Raw genomic sequence first — 7,331 nt, forward strand, 5'->3', positions numbered from 1 at the left:
GGAAGCCGGAGCCGCCGAAGGTCTGCAGCGACTCGGTGCCGAGCAGCACCCACGAGCGCTCCGAGCCGTAGCCCTTCACGATCGGGAGCAGCAGGTCGTTGACCTTCTCCGCCAGCTCGTCGCGCTCGCCGGCGTGCTCGGCGAGCATCACCCTGTCCTGCCAGGACGCGGTGTAGAGCACCAGGGACCGCATCGCCTCGGAGAACGACTTCTGCGTCATCAGCGAACGACGTACGTCGGGGTGGTGGGTGATCGTCACCCGCGGGGCGGTCTTGTCCGACGCCTGCGTGAGGTCGGCACCCTGGACTCGCGTCTTCGCGTAGTCGAGGGCGTTGAGGTAGCCGGTGGAGAGCGTCGCGATGGCCTTGGACCCGACCATCATCCGGGCGTTCTCGATGACCTGGAACATCTGGGCGATGCCGTCGTGCACCTCGCCGAGAAGCCAGCCCCGGGCCGGTTCGCCGCCGCCGACCGACGGGTCGCCGAAGGCGACCTCGCAGGTGTTGGAGACCTTGATGCCCATCTTGTGCTCGACGTTGGTGACGTAGACGCCGTTGCGCTCGCCGGTCAGCTCGCCGGTCTGGTGGTCGAAGTGGTGGGTCGGCATCCAGAAGAGCGACAGACCCTTGGTCCCCGGACCGCCGGCACCTTCGACGCCCTCAGGACGGGCCAGGACGAGGTGCATGGTGTTGTCGCTGAGACCACCCTCGGCGGAGGTGATGAACCGCTTGACGCCGGTGACGTTCCAGGAGCCGTCCTCGTTGGGCGTGGCCTTCGTCCGGCCGGCTCCGACGTCGGACCCGGCATCGGGCTCGGTCAGCACCATCGTGCAGGGCCACTGACGGTCGACCATGATCTCCGCGACGCGCTGGTCGCGCTCGTTGCCGTTGGCGTAGACGACGCCGGCGAACGGCGGGCCGGCGGCATACATCCACACGGGGGCGTTGGCGCCGAGCACCATCTCGCCCATGGCCCACACCAGCGACGAGGGCGCGGGCGTGCCGCCGAGCTCCTCGCGGATCTGCAGGCGCCAGTACTCCGAGTCCATCCAGGCCTGGTAGCTCTTCTTGAAGGACTCCGGCACCGGCGCGGTGTTCGTCTGGGGGTCGAAGACCGGCGGGTTGCGGTCGCTGTCGACGTACGACGCGGCCAGGTCCTCGCGCGACAACCGGTCGACCTCGGCGAGGATCTCGCGAGCGACCTCCCCGTCGACCTCGGCGAAGGGTCCCTGGCCGAGGACCTCGTCCCGGCCGAGGACCTCGAAGAGGTTGAACTCGATGTCTCGCAGGTTGCTCTTGTAGTGGCTCACGATCGACCTATTCCGTCTGAGGGGGGAGCTAGCAGGCACGCCTACTACTCGTCAGTAACATCCATGATGCCTCCCCGAGAAGGCGCGCGCAACACGAATCGGACATGTGGCTGGTCACAGCGGTCGGTTCGGCCCAGTGCGGGGCCAGTGCGTCAACGTTGAGCGACTTGACCGACTTCTCTGACAAACTGCGCCCATGCGCGTTTCCGCCAAGGCCGACTACGCCCTCCGGGCGCTGATCGAGATCGCCGCTCGCACCGACGGCACTGCGGTCAGCGCTGAGCAGCTGGGCAAGGCGCAGGACATCCCGCACGGCTTCCTCCAGGCGATCCTGGCCGACCTGCGACGTTCGGACGTCGTGGTCTCCCAGCGCGGTCAGTCGGGCGGGTGGCGGTTCGCTCGCTCACCGGACTCGGTGTCGGTCGCCGACGTGATCCGTGCTGTCGACGGCCCGCTGGTCTCGGTCTACGGCCTGCGGCCCGAGGCCGTGGCGTACGGCGAGTCGGCCCAGGTGCTCCAGCACGTGTGGATCGCAGCGCGGCACGCTCTGCGCTCGGTCTTCGAGGCGGTCTCGATCCAGGACCTCGTCGACGGCCAGCTGCCGTCGGCGGTCGCCGACCTCACGGCTGACGAGGACGCCTGGCAGCCGCACTGAGCACTCAGGCCGCGAACTCGTTCTCCACGCGCTTGCGCCGCTGCTTCAGCTTCAGCAGCCTCGAGTCGAGCCGCGCCTTCTCCTCGGTCAGCGACAGGCTGAGCACCTCCGCCGCCACGGTCGCACCGGACGGGTCGTCACCGAGGCGGGGGATGCGGCTCGACTTCACCTTCGCCGACCAGGCAACGGGAAGCTCGTCGCTCCCGCCTGTGGAGGAAGACGTGGCGCTTCGGCATACCCACACGGTGGCGGGGCCGGGGGACCGTCCGGTGAACTGGGCGTGACCCCACGGGAAGGTCGGACTTCACGAGGTTTCCATGACGTTCGCGGGTGTTGCAGGCCCAGCGAACGTTCAATTCCCCCGGGTAACCGGGGGACCAGTGCGCCTACTCCCGCTCGAGCCGGGACAGCCAGTCGACGAACGGCTTGTACGCCTTCCAGTCCGCGCGGACGACCTCGGCTACCTCGGCGGTGTGGATGACCGGCTCGAAGCCGATGGTCCGGCCGGCGAAGAGCTGCTTGTGCCGCAGCAGGTCGATCCGCGGGTGCTCGCGGTCGTAGCCCCGCGGCGAGGTCTTCAGCTGCTCGCCGGAGATCTCGAAGCCCGCCTTCTCGAGCTTCGCCAGGATCCGCTGCAGCTGCGGCCCCGACGAGTCGTCGACGATCGCGTCGCGGAAGGCGGCAAGCGTCGGTGCGTCGGCGTTGTAGAAGCCGGCACCTGTGCGTACGCCGCGGGCGGACACCTCGACGTACCAGCCGGTCGCCGGAGCCACCCCGACGAAGGCTCCCTGATGGGTCTTGTAGGGAGTCTTGTCCTTGGCGAAGCGGACGTCGCGGTAGGGACGGAACACCTTCGCGGCGCCGAATTCGGGGGCCAGGGCTGCGGTCAGCGCCTTCATCGGCGCAGCCACCGACTGGTCGTAGACGCCCCTGTTGGTCTCCCAGAACGACCTGGTGTTGTCCATCTCGAGGTCGTCGTAGAAGTCGAGCGCGGCGACGGGGAATCCGGTGAAGCTCACCTACGAGACGCTAGCCGAGGCCTGCACTCCGGCCGGTCCCGACCACCACAGACATCAGCCGCATCCTCTGTCACGCTGCTTGGGACGTCTCGGGAGGGAGTCAGTCGTGGGTGCGTTTCGCTTGCATAGGCACCGCCTGCTGGTACGAGCGGTGGGCGCTGTTCTTGCCGCAACCGGTCTGGTGGCGGTCTCACCCGGTCCGGTGCACGCCGCGGAGTGGTGGGAGACGTCGAGTACGGCCGGGTGGTACGACGGCCAGGTCAGCTACAGCCAGGTCCTCAACTGCTTCTCGGTGATCCAAGGGAGCCCCTACTACGAGGCCGGCGTCGGCGCCTACGTCGGCTACCTCGCCGATCCACAGTCAGCGCGTCCGGCTGCCGGCGACAAGGGCTGGATCCGCTTTCGCGTGTACGGCATGGGCAACCCGTGCGCGGGTGGCAGCTACTTCCGTCCCCGCTTCTACCTGCCCTCCGGGATGGGCTGGGACCCGAACCGTCAGATCCAGTGCGCCTATGACGGCTCCGGCGGTTCGGCACCACAGGCCAACTGTCCGGGCTGGGGCAACATGGACGGCACCAACGCCTACTGGAACAACGGCTCCGGCTCCGGCGGCAACCTCTGGGGCGTGGCCCAGGGTCACTACTGGGAGTTCCAGTTCCCGGTCACGATGAGCCAACCGCTGTCCGGTGCGATCCTGGACGCCCACCTCGAGGTGGCGGACGGCAACTCCAACCCGACGATGTTGCTGCGCCAGAACAACACCTACGTCTTCAGTCCCACCCCGTCGGCCAACCCGGTCACCGTCCTCTACGACCGACCGTCGTCCTACGACCGCGCGACCCTCCCGTGGGCATCGTCCACTCCCACCACGTACGGGATGTTGTCGGAGTTCCAAGCCGTGGTGAACAACCGGAGCGGAGTCGCCCGTATCGAGATCAGCACCGATCCGGGCATGGGATCGATCCTCGGCTCCGACGAGCTGCCCTTCAACGCCAACCAGTACGGGCCCTCCTTCGGTGTGGCCACCGACTGGGGCGCACCGATACCCCAGCTCCAGACCGGGGTGACCTACTTCTGGCGCGGCATCGTGGACCCGACAGGTGCCGAGCTGCCCGTCGTGGGACCCGTGCAGTCCTTCCAGCTCAAACCCGGCGGTGGAGTGGTCTCGAATTCCGCGACCGGCACGTCCTCCGGCGGTATCGGCACCGGGTCCGGTGGAGTCTCCGGGGGGACCATCACACCTGTCCCGCAACCCCAGCCCCCAGCGCCGCCAGCACCACCACCACCGCCACCACCGCCACCACCGCCACCGCCCCCCCGCGCCGGCGTCCACGTCGGTGGTGGCCACGACCGCCAAGGCCTCGAAGGGCATCAAGGTCACGCTCGCCTGCAGCGGGCCCTGCTCGGCGAAGGCGTCGGCGACGGTGTCGAAGAAGATCGCCAAGAAGCTGGGCGTGAAGTCGACGACGATCGGCACGGCCAAGGCCTCCGTCGCCGCGACCGGCTCGAAGATCTTCACCATCACGCTGTCGAAGGCGATCCGAGCCCGGATCGCCAAGCTCGGCAAGATCGCCGCCAGCGTCAAGGTCGCGACGACGGCGGAGGCCGGGTTTCGACGACCGCCACCAAGGTCACCGTCAAGGGCTGACGCAACTCGCCCTCACGAGACGCGTGCGTACACCTGCTCGTCGCCGTCCTCGCCGAAGGAAGAGATCGTGAGGATGCCGTCGGCGCACTCCGGCCGGCCCAGGAACGCGTTGCCCTTCGACGCCGACTGGTAGGCCACCGACAGGTCCGTGCCGTCCCAGCGCATCAGTCGCGCCGGCTCGCTCGCCGTGGTCGGGTCGCTGACGAAGAAGGCGTCACCCCCGCAGGAGACCAGCGAACCGGTCGTGCCCTTGGCAAGGATCTGGGGCTGGCCCCCCTCCGTGATCGTGCTGAACACCGCGCGCTCCTGGCGCCGCGGTCGCGGAACCTCCGAGAAGATGATGCCGGTGCTGGTGGCCGCGATGTCCCAACCGATGCACTCGCCCGGACCGTCCACCGGCTGCGGGACCCCCGCCCGGTCGAGCAGGGTCAGGGTGCGGCACGAGATGTCGCTGCCGTAGTCGAAGAGCATCGCCGCGACGCCGTGCTCGTTGGCGTCGAGCTCCGCGATGCCTACGCGACCCGGCGGACACCAGCCGTCCTCACCGTTGCCGTCGGCAACGGCGAGCGTCGCAAGGCAGGCGCGGCCGTCCTCCGCCAGGCCCGGGTAGTAGAGGCTGTTGTCGACCAGCGCCCAGTCGCCCCCGTTCGCGGGCTCGGGGACGACGATCTTGATCTGCTCGCCCGTGGAGAGGTCGACGCGGTAGCCGAGGCCGCTGGCCACCTCCCCACCGAAGGAGTAGGACACCACCGCCGTCTCGCCGTCCAGCAGCAGCGCGTCGACCTCGCCGCTCGTCACGGCGTCGAGGACGACGTCGTCCCCGCCGGTCGTGCTCTCGAAGCGGACGTCGCCGCGCTGTGCGAGGGCCGTCCACGACTCGCCGACGACCACCCGCTCGTCCACCCCGTGACCGGTGGGTTGCCACTCGAGCTGCTGGGCAGGCTCAACCGGCTCGGTCGGGGCCGACTCCGTCTCGGACGGCGCCTCGCTGGCGGCAGCCGATGACGTCGTCGGTGCCTCGGCGGGCTCGCGCTCGTCGTCGGCACACGCGGCCGCGAGGAGAAGCAGGGTCGCTGCCATCGCCGTACGGGCAGCGCGGCGCATCAGAGGCCCAGGTTGTGCTGGAAGTGGGCCCGGTTGGCGCGATAGCTCTTGTAGGCCGACTGCCACTGGGTGCGCGCGATTCGGGGCTCGGTGGGGTCGAACCTGCTCTGGTCCCAAGGCTCGAAGTAGCTCAGCATCGGTTGGCCTCCCGGGTTCTTGTCGTAGCCGCGGCCCACCTGGAAGTGCCCGGACGCGTCGTCGTCGAGGTAGGGGAAGTACTTCTTGGCCAGGATCGGATGGAGCACCACGGGCGCCTGGTAGGTGTGAAGGTGCTTCTTCATCAGCCGGAACCACTCGGCGAAGGTGAAGTCGCTGATGTCGAGCACGATGTACGGCCCAGCGTGCTCGTCGCCGTCGTAGCCGGTGTTGTGGTTGACCACCCGGACCATGTCGGTGATCGACGTGCCGGCACTCGTCGTGTGCAACCGGTCGGCCCAGAGCGCCTGGCCCTGGCGGCGATCGCGCCATCCCCAGGCGATCATCTGAGCGGTCGCCGGTCCGCAGTAGTAGGTGCGGTTCTGTGGCCGGACCTGCTTCTCGCGGAGGATCTTGAAGGCCCGGGGGTGCTTGCGCGCGCTCGTGCGCGCGGCCAGCGCAGCCTCCGGATGCTCCTCCAGGAAGCGCTCGGGCAGCGGGACGCCCTGGATCTCGTGGCGGATCAGCCACACCTTCGCGACCGAGCGGGCAGCGGCAGTGAGCTCGGCCCGCTCTGCGGCGGCGCGCTCGCGCGGGGAGAGGCGGCTGTAGCGACGCAGCGCCGCCAGCGCGCCGAGGTCACCGGTCTGCTCCGGCTTCGTCCGTCCGGGGGCGGGACCCGCTGCGGTCGCCAGCCGCGAGGCCACCTCGTCCTGGCTCTGGGTCGTCCAGCCCAGGCCGAGGCAGTAGCGCTGTCCCTCGAACACCGCACAGCGGGAGGCGGCCGCTGCCAGGGCGTACGCCGATGAGCGGGGCGACACCGTGCTGCGCGGGCCCTCCGCGACGACCCGGTCGATCTCGGCCTGCAACTCCGGGGTGATCGCCCCCAGCCCCGGCGCGCCCGCCTGCGTCGGCTGGCTGGACTCGTTCGACCTGGGGGTCATGGCCGGTCTCGGACCGGAGTCTCCGGGCAGGAACGGGCTGGCCGCGACCAGGAGTGCGAGGGCGCCGGTCGCAGCGCCAATGCGCCGGCGCCGGCGGACTCGGGTGGAGTCGGCCGAGCGCTCGGATGTGGCGGGGGAAGGGGAGAACATGGGGAAGGCCTCAATGTGCTGGACATCGTGGGCACCCCACTGTCCCCCCTGATCACACTGGACGCAACTTTCACATCCGTCACAGGGGTGGGCCGGGGCGCTGCCTCGCCCTCTCGAGTCGAGTGATGAGCCCCGCCGTGGATGGAGCCATTTCATCACTCGACCCCGGCGTGGCGCCGCGACGGCCTCGCGGCTGCGCCGCGAGCCAGTCGCGGCGTTCGGAGCGGATGACGAGATTCGAACTCGCGACATCGACCTTGGGAAGGTCGCGCTCTACCAGCTGAGGTTCATCCGCAGGTTGCGCCGGTATCGTACCCGACGTCCTCCTCGGCTCGACCGAGCGGAGTGGACGAATCAGTCATCAGGG

7 protein-coding genes and 1 tRNA gene are annotated in these 7,331 nt (G+C 69.3%); 2 read left to right on the plus strand and 6 right to left on the minus strand.

The window, feature by feature from the left end; translation table 11 throughout:
* Positions 1-1,309 (minus strand): acyl-CoA dehydrogenase family protein (locus JWN68_RS01675; protein WP_297733729.1); only part of this gene is annotated, 1,309 nt, incomplete at its 3' end.
* 196 nt (positions 1,310-1,505) lie between these two features.
* Between JWN68_RS01675 and JWN68_RS01680 the strand changes: the two genes are divergently transcribed.
* Positions 1,506-1,964 (plus strand): Rrf2 family transcriptional regulator, encoded by a 459-nt coding sequence (locus JWN68_RS01680; protein ID WP_297733731.1) that lies wholly within the window; start codon positions 1,506-1,508, stop codon positions 1,962-1,964.
* A 4-nt stretch (positions 1,965-1,968) separates the two neighbouring features.
* Here the strand turns inward: JWN68_RS01680 and JWN68_RS01685 are convergent, their stop codons facing one another.
* Both JWN68_RS01685 and JWN68_RS01690 read right to left on the minus strand, forming a co-directional pair.
* Positions 1,969-2,133 (minus strand): hypothetical protein, encoded by a 165-nt coding sequence (locus JWN68_RS01685; RefSeq protein ID WP_297733734.1) that lies wholly within the window; start codon positions 2,131-2,133, stop codon positions 1,969-1,971.
* Between the two features lie 217 nt (positions 2,134-2,350).
* Positions 2,351-2,983, minus strand: coding sequence for a DUF2461 domain-containing protein (locus JWN68_RS01690; RefSeq protein ID WP_297733737.1), 633 nt, complete (start codon positions 2,981-2,983; stop codon positions 2,351-2,353).
* A 151-nt stretch (positions 2,984-3,134) separates the two neighbouring features.
* Here JWN68_RS01690 and JWN68_RS01695 point away from each other — a divergent pair, with 151 nt between their 5' ends.
* Positions 3,135-4,631 carry a hypothetical protein gene (locus tag JWN68_RS01695; RefSeq protein WP_297733740.1) on the plus strand — a complete coding sequence of 499 codons (1,497 nt, stop codon included), beginning with the start codon at positions 3,135-3,137 and terminating at the stop codon, positions 4,629-4,631.
* A 12-nt stretch (positions 4,632-4,643) separates the two neighbouring features.
* Here JWN68_RS01695 and JWN68_RS01700 read toward each other — a convergent pair whose 3' ends face one another.
* The 3 genes from JWN68_RS01700 to JWN68_RS01710 form a co-directional block, all read right to left on the minus strand.
* The gene (locus JWN68_RS01700) at positions 4,644-5,735 is read right to left on the minus strand and encodes a hypothetical protein (RefSeq protein WP_297733743.1); all 1,092 of its coding nucleotides are present in this window, start codon (positions 5,733-5,735) and stop codon (positions 4,644-4,646) included.
* Positions 5,735-6,964 carry a hypothetical protein gene (locus JWN68_RS01705; RefSeq protein WP_297733746.1) on the minus strand — a complete coding sequence of 410 codons (1,230 nt, stop codon included), beginning with the start codon at positions 6,962-6,964 and terminating at the stop codon, positions 5,735-5,737. The genes JWN68_RS01700 and JWN68_RS01705 overlap by 1 nt, the downstream gene beginning before the upstream one ends.
* Positions 6,965-7,186: 222 nt before the next feature.
* A tRNA-Gly gene (locus tag JWN68_RS01710) sits at positions 7,187-7,259 on the minus strand.
* Positions 7,260-7,331 lie beyond the last annotated feature (72 nt).

This window comes from Nocardioides sp., from assembly GCF_025964975.1.
Taxonomy (GTDB): Bacteria; Actinomycetota; Actinomycetes; order Propionibacteriales; family Nocardioidaceae; genus Nocardioides.